This is a genomic window from Altericroceibacterium spongiae, from assembly GCF_003610805.1.
Classification (GTDB): domain Bacteria; phylum Pseudomonadota; class Alphaproteobacteria; order Sphingomonadales; family Sphingomonadaceae; genus Altericroceibacterium; species Altericroceibacterium spongiae.
In genome coordinates, this window is sequence record NZ_RAPF01000005.1 from 209,737 (window position 1) to 226,417 (window position 16,681).

The following is a 16,681-nucleotide window of genomic DNA, read 5'->3' on the forward strand; positions in this document are numbered from 1 at the left end:
CGGCAGAGGGCGTGTCCCGATGCCCCCATCAGGAGGACGAATTGCCATGTTTCAATCTGACCTGTTTCCCGCCGGCGAGCAGTTGCCGTCCATGCCCATGGCCTATGCCATTGGCACCCGAGTTGCCGCGCTTCTTGCTTCGGGACGTCATCTTACCCGTACCGACATTTCCGGGCTGTTCGCCAAAGAGACCGGTGTTCTGGACTGGGGAGGTGCCTGGACGATCGACGACTACAACAGCGCGGTCGAGATCGGCGCACTACTCTGGCTTCGAGAGTCCTCACGGATCGATCTGGCGACGAACGTGCACGCAGCAGAAGCGCGGTTCGACTGGCTCGAAGCTGCCTTGCCGCCGCGGCACGTGCGCAGCGAAGCACAGGTCGAGCTCCAGCAGTTCTCGACCCCGCCAATGCTGGCCTGGCTGATGGCGAAGGCCGCAGCGATCTCCGCGCACGACACACTCCTTGAACCATCAGCCGGCAATGGTGCGCTTGCCCTATGGGGCAGCGTCCGGAAGGCCTCATTGGTCCTCAACGAGATCGATCCGGCAAGACGAGATGGCCTCGGCCACATCTTCCCTTCGGCCGCGACCACCACGCATGACGGGGAACTGATCGCCGACCTGCTTCGCGGCCCTGTTCCGTCGGTCGTGCTGATGAACCCGCCGTTCGCCCGCAGCCAGGAACGCGGCAAGGATGGCGAGACGGCGCAGCGCCACCTTCGTAGTGCAATCCGGGCCGCCGCCAGTGGCGCGAGGATTGTCGCCATCATGCCTGACGGCTTCAATGCTTCCACTTTCGCCAAGGCACAGGACGAAGCGTCGCTGCTCCTCGATGTCCGGCTGCAGCAGATGTTTCGCCGGACGGGCACGGGAATTGCCGTTCGCTTGGTCGTGATCGACAAGACGCCGACCGCGTCCTCGCCCCCGATCACCGGAGCTACTGCTGACCTGATCGAGCTCCACGAGCTCATCACTGCGCTCCCGCCACGAACGCAGACCTCCGCCAGCCTCCATCGTCTGCCAGTCGGCAAGCCAGTGCGTCTCCTTGGCAAGACTTCGACCCAACGAACGCCGATCCGGCCGGTGGCGCCTTTTGAAGCGACACAAAGAGCCACAACGAATGTGATCGACCTGACCTATTCGGTCCTAACCGAACCTGCGCCGGTGCCTGAACAGACAGGCATCTACCTGCCTTACCGGCCCAGCCGCATCGCGTTCGAAGACGCGCCCGTTCATCCCACCCCGCTCGTGGAATCGGTCGCCATGGGTTCGGTCGCGGCACCGAAGCCTGAAGTCACCCCGCGTCTCCCCGCAGGTTGGCAGGCCGGTGGCCTGCTCTCCGAAGCGCAATGCGAGACGCTGGTCTATGCTGCCCAGGCATTCGCACGCGACCTCCCGGGGCGCTTCAAGGTCAGCCAGGAAGGCACCTCGCTGGAACTGTCCGAAGATGGGCACGCCTACCGCCAAGGCTTCTTCCTCGGCGACGGAACCGGAGCGGGCAAAGGACGGCAGATCGCCGCGGTCATCATGGATCGCTGGCTCGCAGGCGAGCGCCGACATGTCTGGATCACCAAGAACGAGGCGCTGCTCGAAGATGCACGCCGCGACTGGGAAGCGCTTGGCGGGCTGCCGCTCGATCTCCAGCCGCTCTCGCGCTGGAAACTCGGCCAGCCAGTAACGATGTCCGAAGGCATTCTCTTCGTCACCTATCCGACGCTGCGCTCGGGCCGCGCCGAGGATACGCGGCTCGACCAGATCCTTGCCTGGGCGGGCGAGGATTTCGACGGCGTGATCGCTTTCGACGAAGCCCATGCGATGGCCAATGCGCTCGGGGGCTCTTCAATCCGCGGCAAGGTCAAGGGCTCCGAACAAGGGATGGCGGGCCTCAGGCTGCAGAACCATCTCCCGCGCGCCCGCGTGCTCTACGCGTCTGCCACTGGCGCTTCGGATATCGCCAACCTCGGTTACACTTCCCGCCTCGGCCTTTGGGGACCCGAGACCGCTTTTCCGACCCACGAAGCATTCATGACCGAGATCCGCGCTGGCGGCGTCGCGGCGATGGAGCTCGTCGCCCGTGATCTCAAGGCCCAGGGCCTCTATCTTGCCCGTGCGCTGTCCTTCGCCGGGGTCGAGTACGAGATCCTCGAACACAGCCTGACCGATGCGCAGATAAAAATCTATGATGCCTATGCCGATGCCTGGGCGATCATTCACCGCAACCTCGAAGCTGCGCTCGAAGCAACCCGCGTGGTCGACGAAGACAGCGGCGACACGCTCAACCGCAATGCCAAGGCTGCGGCGCTATCGATCTTCGAAGGCACCAAGCAGCGCTTCTTTGCCCAGCTCCTGCTTTCGATGAAATTGCCGAGCCTGATCCCCGCGATGGAAGCAGCGCTTGGTGACGGCCATTCGGTCGTCGTGCAGCTGGTCTCGACCGCCGAGGCCATGCTCGACCGGCGCCTGGCCGACCTTTCCGACGAAGAACGCGAAGCGCTCGATATCGATCTCTCCCCGCGCGAATATGTCATCGACTACCTCACCAAGAGCTTTCCGGTGCGCCTGATGCAGATCTTTGCCGACGAGGACGGCAATCTTCGCTCCGAGGCAATGAGCGATGAACAGGGTAATCCCGTCTCCTGCCCACGTGCAATCGTTGCGCGTGATGCGCTGATCGAACAGCTCTGCGCGTTGCCGCCAATTGCCACAGCACTCGACGCGATCATCGAGCATTTCGGGACCGAGGCGGTTGCCGAGGTCACGGGTCGGACCCGCAGGCTGGTATCAGGACGAGATGGTCAGCAGCGCCTCGAACGGCGAAGCCCCAGTGCCAATGTCGCCGAAGCGCAGAGCTTTATGGAAGGAACCAAGCGCATCCTGGTCTTCTCGGATGCGGGCGGCACGGGGCGTTCCTACCATGCCGACCTTGGCTGCAGGAACCAGCAGCGCAGGGTCCATTTCCTGCTCGAGCCGGGCTGGCGCGCCGACAATGCGATCCAGGGGCTCGGCCGCACCAACCGCACCAACCAGGCCTCTGCCCCGCTGTTCCGCCCAGTGACCACCGATGTGAAGGGCGAACGCCGCTTCATCTCGACCATTGCGCGCAGGCTCGATGCCCTCGGCGCGCTGACGCGCGGCCAGCGCCAGACCGGCGGACAGAACCTGTTCGATCCGGCAGACAATCTCGAAAGCGACTATGCACGCGACGCGCTCAGCCGCTGGTTCCAGCTGCTCTATGACGGCAAGCTGGAGGCCACGAGCTTCGGCAACTTCGTGGAGCGCACCGGCCTCCGGCTTGAAAATCCCGATGGCGGGCTGACCGACAATCTCCCCACGATCCAGCGCTGGCTCAACCGCATCCTCGCGCTGCCGATCGCGCTGCAGAACGCCATATTCGACGAGTATCTCGGGCTGGTGGAAGCGCGGATCGAAGCCGCGCGCGAGGCCGGAACGCTCGACCAGGGACTGGAAACCATCAGGGTCGATCGCTTCACGGTCCTCGCCGATGAGCTCCTGCGCACCGACCCCGTGACCGGAGCGGAGACCCGCCTCGTCTCGCTCGAGGTGGTAAGGTACCTTCGGCCTCTGCGGTTGCAGCGCCTGGTGCGGATGCACGAGATCGGCAGCGCGCACGCGATCCCCTTGCGCAATGCGCGCTCGGGCAAGGTCGCGCTGTCTGTTCCAGCCCGGCGCCTCATCGCCGACGACGGGGCCGTGGTCGAACGCCGACGCCTTCTGCGTCCGCTCAATTCCGCGAACTGGACGCTTGAAGCACTTGGTGAGAGCCACTGGGAGGAAATTGGCGTCACAGCGTTCACCAGCGCCTGGCTGGCCGAGGAAGAGGAAGCGGCCAAGTCACCGGTGACCGAGCGCGTCCATCTCGCCACCGGACTGCTGCTTCCTGTCTGGAAGCGCCTGCCCGGCGATCATGTCCGCGTCACCCGGCTCGTTGCCGAGGACGGCCAGTCGATCATCGGTCGCGAAGTGCTCGATATCGATCTCGCCGCAATCGCCGATACCTTTGGTCTTTCCGGAGTTACCGGTCCGGCGCCGGACCAGATCGGCGACCTCGTCCTCGAAAGCGGCAAACCGCTGGACCTTGCAAGCCACGATCCACTCACCGTGAAGCGCTCGCTGGTCGGAGGCGAACAGCGCCTTGAACTGACCGGATTTTCGCCCGATCGGCTCGACTGGTACAAGGGCAAGGGCTGCTTCACCGAGATCATCCGCTACCGCACGCGGCTGTTCGTGCCGGTGTCGAGAGCCTCGTCCGTCCTCCCTGCGCTAGCCGCCTGATCCCTCGGGAGACCCCAATCTCGGAATGAGAGTGGAGGGAGCCCTTTGGGCTTGTGGGCCAAGTGATCCTCACTGGCGCCTTCATTCCATCAGGAGAACACCCATGATCCAGTCGATTCCCTTGAAGAAGCTCGTCCCGAGCCCGCGTAACGTTCGCAAGTCGAGCGACGTGCTGGCCGACCTCCAGCTGCGGGCAGACATTGCCGCGCGCGGCCTGCTGCAGAACCTCGTCGTGCGCAAAGGAAAGCGCGGCAAGTTCGAGGTCGAGGCTGGCGGTCGCCGGCTCGCCGCGCTGCAGGCGCTGGCCGAAGAGGGCACCTTGCCTGACACGCACGAAGTCACCTGCCTCGTCATCGAAGGCGAGGAAAGCGAAGTGCGCGAAGCCAGCCTTGCCGAGAACTTCCAGCGACTCGCAATGAACCCGGCCGACGAGGCACAGGCCTTCGCCTCCATCATCGAAGCAGGAGCTACCACCGAAGACGTGGCGCGCCGCTTCGGCCTCACCGTCCGGTTCGTCGAAGGGCGCCTGCGTTTGGCAAGTCTGGCACCCTGCGTCTTCGAAGCGCTCGCCGAAGGCACGATCACGCTCGACATGGCCAAGGCCTACGGCGCGATCTCCGACGTCGAGCGCCAGGCGCATGTCTATGCCGAGCTGCAGGACGCCTGGTACCAGATCACGCCCGACACGATCCGCCGCATGGTGCTCGATGCCACGGTGCGCGGTTCTGATCCGCGAGCTGTTTTGGTCGGACGCGATGCGTACATCGGTGCGGGTGGCCGGATCGAACGCGAACTCTTCGACGATGACGCCAGCGAGAGCTGGATCGATGTCGCGCTGCTCGAGGACCTCGTGCACAAGGCCATGGAAGAGGCGGCAAAAAAGGCTGCGCTCGAATATGGCCTTGCCTGGGTTCGGCCGACGCTGGGCACCTATCTCAGTCACGACCTTGTCGAAGGTCTGAGCCGTCTGCCTTGCGAGCCTGCGCCGATGACGGAACAGGAAGCGAAGGAACTTGGCGAGCTCGAGGCCGACTACGACCGCGTCGCCGCCGTGCTCGAAGACGAGGACAGCCACGAGGACGAGGTCGCCAAGGCCGAACAGGAACTCGTCGTCATCGACCGCGCCATGCGCGCGCTCAATGACCGGCCGCCCGTGCTCGCCGACGAGCTGAAACCCGAGGCCGGTGCCTTCCTTATCCTCTCGCGCAATGGCGAGCCGACCTTGGTCCCGCAGTTCTACACCGAGACCGAAGTCATCGCTGACGAAGGTGTGGTGGAGGCAGTCGAAGAAAGCGGAGCGGTTAAACCCAAGGGCAGCTCGCTTTCGCAGCGCCTGCTCGACGAACTCGCAATGCAGCGCCGCGATATCCTGGCGGTCCATCTCGCTAACGATCCGGCACTGGCGCTCGACTTCATGGTCTTCACGCTCGCGGATGCCGATGGGCACGACTGGCGCGCCAGAAAGGCATCGACGCTTGTCGGCTCCATCGCGTCTGGACCGGTTGCCGGGTTTGAGGCCAAGGATGCACCGGCGAGCGCTGCTCTGGCCGAGTTCGCTGGTTCGCTCGACGAAAGCTGGCGCTCGGGCGAGACCGACGTCGAGCGGTTTGCCAGGTTCCGGTCGCTTTCCGATGAGGCGCGTTCGGCCTGGCTTGGTCATGTCGTCTCGCGCACGCTCGTCGCCAGCCTAGCCTGCGAAGGCGATCGTTCGGTGCCCATGCACGAAGCGCTCGGGGCACTTCTGGAAATCGAAACCGCGCATTGGTGGCGTCCCACCGCGGCAAACTATTTCGACCGCGTGGCCAAGGCTCGCACGCTCGAAGCGCTCGATGCTGCGGGTGGTCCGGAGCTGGTCAGCCGATACGCTGCTTCGAAGAAGGCTGAGCTTGCGAGCGCAGCCGAGCGCATCTTCTCAGGCAACTTCATCGGCGAGGCCGAGGTCAAGGAGCGGGCGCAAGCCTGGGTTCCTGCGATCATGCTGTTCACTGCTGCTCAGGAGGTCGCGCCGATTGGTGTCGAAGTCGACGAGGCAGTCAGCGACGATGCGACAGACGAAATTGCCGAGCAGGCTGCCTGACCCTCCTGACAGGTCGAGGTCGCTCGGTGGGCGGTCCGTCCCAATTGGGACGGATCGCCTTTTTCATGTCAGAATTTGGGCCGCTTGCTGCCTGTCCGCTTTAGCGCAAACTTGCGGACATAGCGGACATAGCAATAGGCGATCCGGGTCTACCTCGTTATCGCGCACAGCATGCTCAAGGATATGAACTTCAAAGGGAACTGGCGCGACTATCAGGCGCGGGTCCTTGAAGAGATGGACGAGCATTTTGCTACGCGCTATGTCATCGCCTTTCCCGGCAATGGCGTACTTGAGCGACTCGTGATTGAGGCAAAATCACGCCGGGTCAGCGTAGTTGACCGTCGTGGACCTCTTGGGACAAATCCTCGCGAGAGGTGAAACTCTCTGGCAGCAAATCCATGTACCGGCCACTCCAAACCAAGCGAGAAAATGAGCAATCTTCTCATTCATCCGCAGAAGCCTTGGTCGCTCCGTAGATCGATATCAAACCAGTGATGGTTTGATATCTCTTGCATTCTGTGATGCTGAGAAATCCAGCTTGTTCCATAAGCGGTACAAGCGCGCCGTCTGCGTTTGGCTGCGTGTCCGAAACACCGTCGAGCTGCTGTATCGTTGCTCTGAACAGGACACGCATGAGGCGTGATTTCTGCTCGCCATAGTCTGCTATGAACAGGCGTCCACCTGGCTTAAGTGCTTCGTTTATGTCGCACAGCAAGCGGAGCTTCTCATCATAAGGCACTTGATGGAGAACAAGGCAGAGTGTGGCGATGTCCGGCGCTGGCCAACTGGCAACAGCGGCCGCCGAGAATAATCCATGCCTGAATTCAGCATCTATTCCAGCTCGCCCCGCTTTCTTTCGTGCGATCTGGATCGCGTCTTCGTCTGGATCGATCCCGAAGTACGTGGTGGCTGGGTTTTTCGTGGCCAGTAGTGGCGCCAGGCTGCCGGTACCCGCCCCAATGTCGAGCAGGACCTCGTTACACTTGGGCTCAATCAGGTCCACAAGGTCGCTACGCCACCTTTTTTCGCGGGTCGAAAGTCGGACCCCGATATCGTAGAGTGGCGTGAGAATAGGAAACCGGCTGGCGGCGTATAGACTGCATGTTGATCGGTCATGCCTGTCTCTCGCTCTGTGGGCCGAGCTCCGGCAGAGACTGTGCCTGCTTTCTAAATGGTTCGGCCAACTGTGCTAGATAGGCATCCGGATAATCTTCGATGCCAGCGAGGCCAATCGCCCCCGCTCTGATATGCTGGCTCGACCCAAAGCGCGCTGTACCAAGCAGAACATCCCAGAGCGTTAGAAACAGACCGAAATTGACGTCGCCGTCCGTTTGGGACGCAAGGTGGTGGTGCCGATGGACAGGGGCGACGGCCCAGACATATGCCAGCGGCCCGACCCGCATGTCGACATTCGAATGCTGTAACTGGAGCTGGATTAACACCGCAAAGGAAGCCACGGCAGCGACATCTAGAGGAATCCCCAATAGAAGCCATGGCAAGGCACCGGCGGAAACCTCGATGAACTGGTGGACCGGATGCTTCAATAGCCCGTTGAAGCCGTACATGCGGCGTACCGAATGATGCACGGCATGAAAACGCCAGAGAAACGAAACCCTGTGACTGGCGAAATGGGCAAGGGTTATCCCTAGGTCGAGAAGCACGATCGCGATGGCCGCATCAGCCCATAAGGGCAGCGTCGTTGGCCAGGCTGATTCCCAAGGGACAAGGCTTGCGATGAGCGGAAGAAGCAGCACCATAGCCACAAGAGACCCTTCGTTTACAAGGGCATGCAAAACGTCCCGCCCGTCATCCCCATGGCGCGAATTCCACTGATTTTCGAAAGGCGCGATATGCTCGGCGGCAAGTGAGGTCCCGATCGCAGCGATGACCAGAACTAACAGCCAGGCCGGCGAACTATCCGAGGACACGATCGCCGTAGCGCCCCCGACAAAACCAAAAAAATAGAGTGGGGCATAGAGATAACGAAAAACGACCACTGGAGCCTCCATCAAACGATGGATCCATTTACGCTCCCGTCGCCCACCGGTCTTGAACGTTTCGCTGGTGTTTTAACGCACGATGGTAATCGCGATTTTTGCAAGACCCAGTGATGGCGTCACGCCGAACCATTCGACCAAACGACGGGTAAAGTGCGCTTGATCGGAAAACCCACCCGCGGCCGCTGCGGCAGCGACACTATGAGATTGGTCGAAGCTCTCGATGGCACGCTGAACCTGTAACCATTGCAGGAGCTTGGTTGTCGGCACTCCAAAATCCCGAACCGCAATCTCCCGCATCCGCGTGGTGGAAACGCCAACGGCTTTGGCCAATTCCGAAGGGGTTGCCCCGGGTCCGATCCGTTGCAGCGCAGAGCGGAGGCGCGGGTCGATTCGCCTCGAACTCTTTCGGTTCAAAAAACCCTCTATCCATTTGCGTGCGTCGTTCCCGGATCGAACCAGAGCCAATGCATTCGCTTCAGCGGTCGAAAGCCGTTCCAGTCCAACACTCTTATTGAGGTCACGGGTTCCCATGAAAAACGGATCGACATACAGATTTCGCAGGATGGCACCGGATGGCGTCAAGCGGTGAACCGTGGTGGCAGGGATGAGAACAGCTTCACCGGGCGACAAGCGAAGATCTCGGTCAGCGGTAATGCTGCAAGAGTCGCCCAGCGAAAGACTGATCTGGTGTGCCAGATGGCTGTGCGGCCGGTTCTCTCCTGTTTGGGCGTCGAGAAGTGCCCAGCCAAATCCGAGCATCATGCTGCCCTCCCATGGAGCGTCGGTGCTTCTCAAAGAGCGATTTCGTCTTAGCTGCTGTGCAATCGGACGTTCCTTTCTGAGAGATCTCAACGCGTTCCCGACTCTCCTCAAGTCTCTTTCAAAGACCGCTCACTGCGCCGGATATCCGCGAGAATGATCTTGCTGACTGGCAGCGCCGGCATCCGGGAACGATCGATGCGCAGATTCTGCGCGGGAAGCCGATATTCCATTTCGCAAAGCAACATACGCAACGCGCGCTCCATGACTTCGAGTACGACTGTCTCGCCGGGACAGCGATGATTTTTGGAGACATCGCCGCCGCCCTGAGGGATTAATGCGAACGCGGAAAAGTCTTCCTTGCGAAAGCGCTCCGGATTGAAGGTTTCCGGCTCATTCCAGAGACACGGATCAGTGTTGGTTGCATGCAAGTCGAGAAGGAAACGTCGCCCAGCTGGAAAACGGATGTTTCGCCAGCTAAAGACCTTCCAGTTTCTGGCTGCGACCACGGGGAAGAACGGATAAAACCGGCGCACTTCCTGTACGAAATGATACAATTCGGAGCGATCGGATGCAGTGGTCGGTGCCACGTCGGGAAACGAATGGAGAGCGTGCGCCAATAAAGCAATGTAAACGGACGCCGCGACGGTTGGACGCAGAACGTTCAGCAGTTCGACGGCAGCGATCCTGGGACTTAGCAGCGCACCATCCTCATCCCGGTGCGCAGCAATCACAGCCAGCGCCGATTCAGCGGGTGGGACCAGACGGCGGTCACGCGCATCCTTGATGACGCGAGCAAGCCACGCTTCGGAACGGCTGCGAGCGCGCCGGGCCCGAAAATGGCCCAAGCCGAGCGCGGCCGCGCGGTCGAAGAGTAGAACAAGGTCGCGAGTTCGCTTGATGCGCTCTTCAGCCGGTAGTGGCACACCGGCCCAGTCGCACACTGCTTCGGCCAATATGGGATGCAGCGCTTCGTAGAAGATTACCTGCGATTCCCGGGTCCATGCCGGGAGCTGGGCCAACCACATTTTCTCGAATTTCTCTCCCAGAGCCTCGACACGCTCTTGCGTCAGCAACGACACGAACATTTCCTTGCGCCGCAGATGCCGCTCGCCATCCAGACCCTGGACTCCGCCCTTGCCAGTCAAAGTCGCCCGAACCGGTTCCGGCATCGCGCCGTCGCGCGACATTCGCGCTTTATCGTAGAACATCTCGGCCGCAGCTTCGCCGCGCAGGCACACAGTCCGCCGGAGCAACAGGCGGGTTTCGAACATATTGCCACCGGTTCGCGAGCAGACCGTGCTTACGAAGTCATAGGGCCGCCTCAGGAAATGGAGTGTGCTGTCGAAGGGCCCTTGCGGTATGAGTTCTTCGCTCTGTTTTATGGAACGTTTCATAGACCAATACCGTCCTCTCGATTTGGCATATCGGTGCCGAGCCAGGCACGGCAAAACCAACCGGCGCGCTTTTGATTATGCTCCCGCCGATAAGTCTCGCATTGCCCCTTATGCTGCGATCAATCCTGCGGCTGCGGTGTGACGCGCAGATAAGGTTTTACCGTCTCCCAGCCTTTGGGGAATTTCTCACGCGCTTCTTCATCGCTGAGCGAGGGCACGATGATGACGTCCTCGCCATGCTGCCAGTTCACAGGCGTGGCCACGCTGTGGTCGGCTGTCAGTTGCAGCGAATCGATGACCCGCAGGATCTCTTCGAAATTTCGACCCGTGCTCGCGGGATAGGTCAGCGTAAGTTTCACCTTTTTATCGGATCCGATTACGAAGACCGAGCGTACTGTAAGAGTGTCGTCGGCCTGTGGATGGATCATTCCGTAGAGATCGGCGATTTCACGATCCGGGTCCGCGATCAGCGGAAAGTTGAGAGCATGACCCTGGGTTTCGGCTATGTCGCCTGCCCAGGAGCGGTGGTCTTCGAGTGGATCAACGCTGAGACCGATCACTTTAACGCCGCGTTTGTCGAATTCCGGTTTCAGGCGGGCAACCTCACCAAGTTCCGTCGTGCAAACAGGAGTGAAATCCGCAGGGTGCGAGAACAGCACCGCCCAGTCGTCACCCATCCATTCATGGAATTTGAGCGTGCCATCGGTTGTGTCGGCCTCGAAATCGGGTGCGGTGTCGCCAAGTTGAAGTGTCATTGAAAATCTCCTGTGGTGAGCGCTAAAGCAACGCAGCTACACGTACAGATGGGTGCTACAGTTGCTGTAGGTGCAACCGAGATCGCGACCAAGCGGCGTTCAGACGCGATAGACGGCATCGCCAGCGTGCTGGTGTGCCGACCTTCCGCGCTATGCGGAAGCGTTCGTCTTTTCTCATTGCGTCCGGTCTTAATCAGCTCGTATTCGCGCTGGTTTCAGGCTGGTCTTCGCCCACCAGGATCAAAAGCCCCAGTCCCGCTACGATCGCGACGTCGGCCAGATTGAATGATGGCCAATGAAAATTGTCCCAGTACAAATCGATAAAGTCCCTGACGGCGCCAAACATCAGCCTGTCTGCAACGTTGCCGAGCGCTCCGCCAATCGCCAAGCTCAAGCCGAGCGCATGGATGGGGGATCGGGTTCTCATCAGCCAAATCCCGAGCATGCCCGAAAGCAGAACGCCGATCGCGATAAGGATCACGGGGGCTGCTCCACCGGCCAGTCCGAAAGCCACGCCGCTATTGGCGATGGCGACTAGATTGAAGCCCGGGAACACTGCGATCACGTTACCCGAACCAACCAAAGAATGCGCCCAGGTTTTCGACAATTGGTCGAGGCCGAAGCTAACCAGAATCAAAACGGGCGCAAGCCGTTTCGCCGCGCTCAAGGTCATCGGACGCTGGATGGTGCATTCACGACCACCATCTTTTCTTCGCTCATATCGACCATCGTATAACCTATACCGCCTGTTCCGAGACCCGACTGACGGCGTCCTGCGAACGGCATGCAGTCGACGCGAAATGCGGTATGATCGTTGACCATTACGGCTGACGCGGCCAGCGTTTCGACGCAGTAATCGGCCCAGGACATTCGGTCGGTAAACACAGCCGCCTGAAAGGCGTAGGGAAGCGCGTTCGCTTGGCCGATCGCAGCATCGACGTCGTCGTATCCGTAAATGCAGACCACAGGGCCAAACACTTCCTTCTGCGATACATCGGCGTCGCACGGCGGATCGACAAGGACCGTGGGCTGGTAAAGGGTGGACCCCATGCGCTTACCCCCTGCGGCGAGCCTGGCGCCGCCCTGAACGGCTGCATCGACCCAGGATGCGACGCGGTCGACTTCGGCAGGACGAATGAGCGGACCGCATTGGGTTTCCGCTTTGGTCGGATCGCCCACAGTCAGCGCTTCTGCTCCCTCAGCGAGCTCGGCAGCGAAGTCCGGCAGTTCGGCGCGCGGAACGAACACGCGCTGCACCGAGACGCAGACTTGTCCAGAATGATAAAAGCCGCCTTTCAGGAGAGGAGGAATTACCTTGCCGCTTGCGACGCCCTCATCGACGAGGACCGGAGCCGCGCCACCGTGTTCTAGTGCCAGGCGGGTGCCCGGCGCCAGTTTGGAGCGGAGCATCCAGCCAACTCTGGCCGAACCGATGAAGGAGAAAAATGCCGTCCGCGAATCGATGACCATTTGTTCGGCGACATCGTTCGAACATGGCACAAAGCGGCACCAGCGTTCATCGAGTCCGGCTTCATAAAGGATTTCGACGAAGCTCTTGCAGGAAAGGGGCGTGTCCTTGGCCGGTTTCACCAGAACAGGGCATCCGCTTGCAACTGCCGGTCCCACCTGATGGGCGATCAGGTTCAGAGGATGATTGAAAGCGGAGATCGCCACGACCGGCCCAATCGGCTCACGGAAGGTATAGGCTTTGCGTCCTGCCCCCGCCTGCGTCAGGTCCATCGGGATTTCGCGCCCGCCGCTGGCGAACAATTCGTGTATGCACAATTCGACGCTCTGAATGGCGCGACTGGTTTCCACGCGCGCGTCGACGATGGGTTTACCGCCCTCGAGCGCAATCTGCATTGCCAGTGTCTCCGCGCGCTCGCGCATCAGCCCGATGGCGCGCTGCAGGATGGCGATGCGTTCATGCGCGGGGAGCCGCGCTTGTCGGTCTTCGTGCAGCGCGCGCGCCTCGTCGAGCCAACGATCGACTTGCGGCCAGTCGACCAGCTCAACGCTGCCAATGCATTCCTGGTCGTAGGGATTGAGGACCTGCCACGTCATTGGGGACACTCCATCGCCTTGAGTTCATCGATCAGAACCTTGCGGTTCTCGGAGTAATCCACCGGCAAGTCGACAAGGTGAACGCCGCCGCTTTCAAACCCTTCATTCAAGGTCGGTACCAGTGCTTCGCTGCTTTCGATCCGGTGGCCCGTCGCACCATAACTCTTCGCATAGGTAACGAAGTCGGGGTTGGCGAAACTCAGGCCGTAATCGGGAAAGCCTAGCTGTTCCTGCTTCCACCGGATCATCCCGTAAGCGGCATCGTTGAGAATGAGCACCACGAGGTTGAGGCCGAGCCTGACCGCGGTTTCCACCTCCTGCGAATTCATCATGAACCCGCCATCGCCGCATACGGCGAGCACGCGGCGCTCGGGCGACAGCATCGCTGCCATCATCGCCGAGGGGAGACCCGCTCCCATCGTCGCCAACGCGTTGTCGAGCAGAATGGTGTTGGGCTCATGCGCGATATAGTTGCGGGCGAACCAGATCTTGTAGATACCATTGTCGAGCGCGACGATATCATCCCGGCCCATGACCGTCCGCACATCTGCAACGATGCGCTGGGGCACCATCGGAAAGCGGCCATCGTCGCTGCCTTGGCGGATGTGCGCGGCGATATTTTCGTGGACATTGGCGTAGGCTGCCGGGTCACTAGGGTGTTTTCCGCGTAGCCGGTTTCCCAGTCGCTCGACAGATCCGGCAATATCGCCGATGACTTCCAGCTGCGGGAAATAGACCTGGTCGACCTCTGCGGCCTTGTAATTCACATGGATAACGGTGCGTCCGTCAGGCTCCATGAAAAAGGGCGGTTTCTCGACCACGTCATGGCCGATATTGACGATCAGATCGGCACGATCGATGGCGCAATGAACATAGTCATCCGATGATAGAGCCGCCGTTCCCAGATACAGGGGGCTTGCCTCATCGAGCACTCCCTTGCCCATTTGCGTATTAAAAAACGGAAATCGGGTATCGTCGACGAACTTTCGGAGCGCCTTGCAGGCGCTACGCCGGTTGGCCCCGGCACCCACCAAAAGCAGCGGGCGATCCGCGGCGAGAATTCGCTCGGCAGCTTCGTCTAGCGCGGCATCTCCGGCCACCGCATATTGGCGGGGGTGGGGCGCAACGACCGGTTCGGAGGTTTCTTCCTCGGCAATGTCTTCGGGCAGCTCCAGCAGAACTGCACCGGGTCGCTCTTCCTGAGCTCTCCTGAAACCTTCGCGCACGAGCGAAGGAATGCGCTCCCCATTCACGATCTGCTTCGCCATCTTACATAATGGGGTGAAAAGCGAGACGACATCGACGATCTGGAACTGCGCCTGCTTCGAGACCTTGATGGGTTTTTGGCCAGTTATCATGACCAGTGGGAAAGCACCCAGAGCGGCATAAGCTGCGGGCGTCGTGAGGTTTGTCGCCCCTGGCCCCAGCGTGGCAAGGCATACGCCGGCTTTACCGGTAAGACGTCCATAGGTTGCCGCCATGAACCCTGCCCCTTGCTCGTGCCGGGTAACGATCAGACGGATCGACGAGGTCCGCAGTGACTCCAGAAGATCGAGGTTTTCTTCGCCCGGAACCGCGAAGATATACTCGACGCCTTCGGCTTCCAACGCGGCGACAAGAAGATCGGATGCTTTCATGGTATGGTTCTCGCATTGGTGAGGGCTTGGAGGCTGTTGGTGGCAGATCTTCTGCTCGGCTACTGATTCAAGCTGTGACGGTGAATTGCCCCATCATGCCGGCGTCTTCGTGCTCGAGGATGTGGCAGTGATACATGTAAGGCAAATCCGGGTCGGTGTAGTCCTCGAACCGCAAAAGGAGCCGCACGGTCTCGCCCGGATAGACGACAACCGTGTCCTTTAGTCCCTGTTCCGCCGCATCAGGTGCCCGGCCGTTCCGGTCGAGGATACGGAACTGCACATCGTGAATGTGGAACGGATGCGCCATCATCGAGGCATTCTCGACTTGCCAGATTTCGGTGGTATCGACCCGCACTGTCTCGTCGATACGCTGCATGTCCATCGATTTGCCGTTGATTGTAAAACCGCCTCCGCGCATCATGCGCATTCCCATGCCCATATCGAGAACGAAATGGCGCGTTCGGACCGCATCGCCGGGATCTATCCGGGGCAATGTGGCAAGCCGGCGAGGCATCACGATGGCCTTGGTCCGGCCCTCGGCAGGTCGGATGTCCAATACGGTGAATTGACGCCGCTCGTCCATCATGCCGCCCATCATCCCATCGCGGCGCTCCCGTTCGCCCATCATACCGTCCCGGCCACCTCGCTCGCCCATCATCCAGTTGCCCATCGGCCCGTCGGACTCGCGCATGCGCCCGGACCCTCTCATCCCCCGGCCCATGTTTCCCATGCCCATGATTTCGAGGCCGTCCGCAAGCAGCGAAACCGGCCTTCCATCACTGACATCGACGATTACCTGCGCGCGTTCGCCGGGAGCGAGAACAACATTGTCGGTTGGCAGCGGCGCGGCGAGAAAACCGCCGTCGGTGCCGATCTGATGAAAGCTGCGGCCATCGTCGAACCCGAAACGGTAAAAGCGTGCGTTCGAGCCATTGACCAGGCGTAGCCTCAGGCGATCGGACCTTGCCTCGAAGACGGGCTCGACGACGCCGTTGACCAGCATCGTATCGCCCATCATTCCCATCATAACATTGTGCATTCGCGTGGAGTAAATGAAGCTTCCATCGCTCGCGAACGCGCGGTCCTGCACGATCAGCGGTATATCATCGACCCCATAATCGTTTGGAAGATCGAGCGCTTCGCTGGCGTTGTCGCGGACATAGATCATCCCGGCCAACCCCTGGTAAACTTGTGGCCCCGAGCGACGGTGCGCATGCGAATGATACCAGAACATCGATGCGCGCTGGCGGACATCGAAACGCGCGGTCCAGCTGCCTCCCGGCCCGATCGGTTGATGCGGTCCGCCATCGGCGCGCGCAGGGAGATGAAAACCGTGCCAGTGGACGGTCGCCGTTTCGGGCAGATCGCTCGTGACATTCATCCGCACCGTATCGCCGGCGTTCAGCTCAAGCGTGGGGCCGAGGTAGGACTGGTTGATACCGATGGTCGGCGTTTCGATCCCTTCAAAAAATCGCGAGACGCCGTGGCGTAGATTGAGATCGAAAACCCTCTCGCCGCTTTTTCGCTCGCCCGAATAAAGAGGAGGAATGCGAAGTTGCGAGCGCGCCGTTGCTGAAGCAAGCGTCGCATTCCGGCCGGTCAACAGATCGCGCCCGGTAAATGCGGCTATTCCGAATGCACCTGCGCCGAGCACCGCACCGCCAAGAATGGAACGTCTGTCGATCATATTGCTTCCCA

General features: G+C 60.7%; 11 protein-coding genes and 1 pseudogene. 3 read left to right on the plus strand and 9 right to left on the minus strand.

Annotation, left to right across the window (positions count from 1 at the left end; translation table 11 throughout):
- Nucleotides 1-46 precede the first annotated feature (46 nt).
- From D6851_RS11220 to D6851_RS11230, 3 genes and pseudogenes are all read left to right on the plus strand, one after another.
- Entirely contained in the window at nt 47-4,294 is a 4,248-nt protein-coding gene (locus D6851_RS11220; RefSeq protein ID WP_120324987.1) for a strawberry notch-like NTP hydrolase domain-containing protein, read from the plus strand.
- 103 nt (nt 4,295-4,397) lie between these two features.
- Nucleotides 4,398-6,371, plus strand: a complete 1,974-nt coding sequence (locus D6851_RS11225; protein WP_120324988.1) for a ParB/RepB/Spo0J family partition protein — start codon at nt 4,398-4,400, stop codon at nt 6,369-6,371.
- A 255-nt stretch (nt 6,372-6,626) separates the two neighbouring features.
- Nucleotides 6,627-6,749 (plus strand): annotated as a pseudogene (locus tag D6851_RS11230) (chromosome segregation ATPase); the annotation flags it as partial.
- A 64-nt stretch (nt 6,750-6,813) separates the two neighbouring features.
- Here the strand turns inward: D6851_RS11230 and D6851_RS11235 are convergent.
- From D6851_RS11235 to D6851_RS11275, 9 genes are all read right to left on the minus strand, one after another.
- Nucleotides 6,814-7,374 (minus strand): class I SAM-dependent methyltransferase, encoded by a 561-nt coding sequence (locus D6851_RS11235; RefSeq protein WP_238474052.1) that lies wholly within the window; start codon nt 7,372-7,374, stop codon nt 6,814-6,816.
- Between the two features lie 109 nt (nt 7,375-7,483).
- On the minus strand, nt 7,484-8,368 hold the full coding sequence (locus tag D6851_RS11240; RefSeq protein WP_210210346.1) for a sterol desaturase family protein: 885 nt from the start codon (nt 8,366-8,368) through the stop codon (nt 7,484-7,486).
- 72 nt (nt 8,369-8,440) lie between these two features.
- Nucleotides 8,441-9,133 (minus strand): AraC family transcriptional regulator, encoded by a 693-nt coding sequence (locus D6851_RS11245; protein ID WP_120324990.1) that lies wholly within the window; start codon nt 9,131-9,133, stop codon nt 8,441-8,443.
- A gap of 107 nt (nt 9,134-9,240) precedes the next feature.
- Complete coding sequence (locus D6851_RS11250) at nt 9,241-10,404, minus strand: cytochrome P450 (protein ID WP_210210347.1); 1,164 nt, start codon at nt 10,402-10,404, stop codon at nt 9,241-9,243.
- 242 nt (nt 10,405-10,646) lie between these two features.
- Nucleotides 10,647-11,282: a peroxiredoxin gene (locus D6851_RS11255; protein ID WP_067468560.1), complete on the minus strand. Its 636-nt coding sequence runs from the start codon at nt 11,280-11,282 to the stop codon at nt 10,647-10,649.
- Between the two features lie 193 nt (nt 11,283-11,475).
- Nucleotides 11,476-11,955, minus strand: coding sequence for a signal peptidase II (lspA, locus tag D6851_RS11260; protein WP_063506150.1), 480 nt, complete (start codon nt 11,953-11,955; stop codon nt 11,476-11,478).
- A complete protein-coding gene (locus tag D6851_RS11265; RefSeq protein ID WP_120324992.1) occupies nt 11,952-13,346 on the minus strand; it encodes an aldehyde dehydrogenase family protein in 1,395 nt (464 codons plus the stop codon). Before D6851_RS11265 ends, lspA begins: the two co-directional genes overlap by 4 nt.
- Nucleotides 13,343-14,983 carry an acetolactate synthase large subunit gene (locus D6851_RS11270; RefSeq protein WP_120324993.1) on the minus strand — a complete coding sequence of 547 codons (1,641 nt, stop codon included), beginning with the start codon at nt 14,981-14,983 and terminating at the stop codon, nt 13,343-13,345. Before D6851_RS11270 ends, D6851_RS11265 begins: the two co-directional genes overlap by 4 nt.
- Before the next feature lie 67 nt (nt 14,984-15,050).
- Nucleotides 15,051-16,670: a multicopper oxidase family protein gene (locus tag D6851_RS11275; RefSeq protein WP_120325105.1), complete on the minus strand. Its 1,620-nt coding sequence runs from the start codon at nt 16,668-16,670 to the stop codon at nt 15,051-15,053.
- Nucleotides 16,671-16,681: the final 11 nt, after the last annotated feature.

Excerpts from the sequence above, each read along its gene's own strand:
- D6851_RS11220 (WP_120324987.1), top strand. The coding sequence starts at position 47 with ATGTTTCAATCTGACCTGTTTCCCGCCGGCGAGCAGTTGCCGTCCATG.
- D6851_RS11225 (WP_120324988.1), top strand. The coding sequence starts at position 4,398 with ATGATCCAGTCGATTCCCTTGAAGAAGCTCGTCCCGAGCCCGCGTAAC.
- D6851_RS11245 (WP_120324990.1), bottom strand. The coding sequence starts at position 9,133 with ATGATGCTCGGATTTGGCTGGGCACTTCTCGACGCCCAAACAGGAGAG.
- D6851_RS11250 (WP_210210347.1), bottom strand. The coding sequence starts at position 10,404 with ATGTTCGAAACCCGCCTGTTGCTCCGGCGGACTGTGTGCCTGCGCGGC.
- D6851_RS11255 (WP_067468560.1), bottom strand. The coding sequence starts at position 11,282 with ATGACACTTCAACTTGGCGACACCGCACCCGATTTCGAGGCCGACACA.
- lspA (WP_063506150.1), bottom strand. The coding sequence starts at position 11,955 with ATGACCTTGAGCGCGGCGAAACGGCTTGCGCCCGTTTTGATTCTGGTT.
- D6851_RS11265 (WP_120324992.1), bottom strand. The coding sequence starts at position 13,346 with ATGACGTGGCAGGTCCTCAATCCCTACGACCAGGAATGCATTGGCAGC.
- D6851_RS11270 (WP_120324993.1), bottom strand. The coding sequence starts at position 14,983 with ATGAAAGCATCCGATCTTCTTGTCGCCGCGTTGGAAGCCGAAGGCGTC.
- D6851_RS11275 (WP_120325105.1), bottom strand. The coding sequence starts at position 16,670 with ATGATCGACAGACGTTCCATTCTTGGCGGTGCGGTGCTCGGCGCAGGT.